2 protein-coding genes, 1 tRNA gene and 1 riboswitch are annotated in these 1,588 nt (G+C 54.3%); of the genes, 1 reads left to right on the top strand and 2 read right to left on the bottom strand.

Annotated elements, in window-relative coordinates:
• Nucleotides 1–187: 187 nt before the first annotated feature.
• Together NW820_RS05490 and ssuE are read right to left on the bottom strand one after the other, a co-directional pair.
• On the bottom strand, nt 188–361 hold the full coding sequence (locus tag NW820_RS05490; RefSeq protein ID WP_083757650.1) for a DUF4278 domain-containing protein: 174 nt from the start codon (nt 359–361) through the stop codon (nt 188–190).
• Nucleotides 362–440: 79 nt separating this feature from the next.
• Nucleotides 441–522, bottom strand: a riboswitch (Glutamine riboswitch).
• Nucleotides 523–754: 232 nt separating this feature from the next.
• Nucleotides 755–1,282, bottom strand: a complete 528-nt coding sequence (ssuE, locus tag NW820_RS05485; protein ID WP_414331394.1) for an NADPH-dependent FMN reductase — start codon at nt 1,280–1,282, stop codon at nt 755–757.
• 233 nt (nt 1,283–1,515) lie between these two features.
• Between ssuE and NW820_RS05480 the strand changes: the two genes are divergently transcribed.
• Nucleotides 1,516–1,587: transfer RNA gene (locus NW820_RS05480), tRNA-Gly, on the top strand.
• Nucleotide 1,588 lies beyond the last annotated feature (1 nt).

Here is a 1,588-nt window from a genome sequence, read left to right as displayed (position 1 = left end):
TTCAAACTCAACTCGGCAGGCCCAGACCCATCTACTTGCTTCTCAGGTGGAACGGGTGCTGCTCCTTCTGGGGGTGTTGCTTTGCCTCAAAAAACGACCCCAAACGGGGCCGCTCGGTCTTTTCCGAATCTCTATGGAGATCTCCAGTGGATCCCCACCTCACCTACAAGGGCAAACAGTATTCACCTCAGTAGCTTACGCCCCGGTAGGTCAGGGGCTGATGAGGGTGAGGCATCGCTTTCTTGCTGGTGTGGTGCACACAGAAGGTTTGACCGCGATACTGAGCTTGCAACTCCTCATCACTGAGCTGAGTATGCGCGGGAACGTAGTCAAAGGTGTTGCCACGGAAAGAGAGTTTCATATATCGCCTCCATCAACGAAGGGTTGAGTTTGTTGTCGTTGGGCCCTACGCCACGGAAAGAGTGGCGCGATTCAGTTGAGGCGCGTTCCTTCGGGAAGACCCCTACTTCCGTCTCTGCACAGCTCCAGGCCACTGGTGAGCCAACTGCAGAGATGAACGATTTATCCTATGTCTGTATCATAACTTACGGTTTTGCAGGTTTTTTGGGGGATTTATAGAAATTTAATCCGGCCATACCCGCAAAAGGGATCCCTTGCCGTCGGCTCTTCCGCGGCTTCTCGGGCCTGACTGGGCAATCACCTATGCACTTTTCGGAATAGATTGCCGCAACCGGTTCCGGGCCCAGGGCACCAATCCCGTATTCGGCCAGTCTCCGCAAAATTCTGATTTCTTCTATTTCACCGCCTGCGCAAGTGCCTGCAGCCCTGCTCGCAGACGTTCCTCGATGTCGGCCTCTAGCTGTAGTGTTCCGGCAGCGTCCAACTGAATTTGAGAACTCAGGATATAAACCCCTCTCAGGATGTGGGTTGCCCCCATCACCGCCAGCACAGGTTTCATCGCAAAGTCGATGGACAGCAGATGGGCCAGGGTTCCCCCGGTGGCAATGGGGAGAATCACTTTACCGGTAAAGGCGTCTTGATCCAGCAAATCCAGCAGTGCCTTCAACACACCTGGATAGGAGGCTTTGTAAACGGGAGCAGAGATGACGATCCCGGTAGCTTGGGCCACCTTTTGCTGAATTGCCTTGAGTTGAGGGCTATCGAACTTGGCCAGTGCCAGATCCTCTGGGGGCAAATCCCGCACCGAAACAAACTGAGTGGTCAATCCCAGATCGGACAGGATCCCGGCAGCGTGATGTAAAACGGCTTCTGAGCGAGAAGGAGTGCTGGGACTACCGGAGAGCAGGAGGATGCTGGACATAGGCCGCAGACAGAATACTGCCTCAGTTGTACCAGGGATCCCACGTGAAAGATGATTAACCCACTCTCGCCCTGCCCCAGCATGCACGATAGCTTTGTCTCTCGACGTCATTCCCTGCTGGTCAAATTGCGGGCAAAATATGCCCCCCGACTCCCCACCTACTCAAGGGGTCGGGAACGTGATAGGTTAGATTCAGCAAGGGTTTCAGCTTGCTAAACTTGAGATTGATTTACGCGGGCGTAGTTCAGTGGTAGAACGCTAGCTTCCCAAGCTGGATGTCGTGAGTTCGAGTCTCATCGCCCGCTT

The sequence above is a fragment of the Synechococcus sp. R55.7 genome, assembly GCF_047461955.1.
In the GTDB taxonomy this organism is placed as follows: Bacteria; Cyanobacteriota; Cyanobacteriia; order Thermostichales; family Thermostichaceae; genus Thermostichus.
The sequence above is the reverse complement of the archived record's forward strand: the minus strand, read 5'-3'. Positions and strand labels throughout refer to the sequence as shown.

Bases quoted from the DNA above. Each gene is read 5' to 3' on its own strand.
- NW820_RS05490 (WP_083757650.1), bottom strand. From the start codon at position 361: ATGAAACTCTCTTTCCGTGGCAACACCTTTGACTACGTTCCCGCGCAT.
- ssuE (WP_414331394.1), bottom strand. From the start codon at position 1,282: ATGTCCAGCATCCTCCTGCTCTCCGGTAGTCCCAGCACTCCTTCTCGC.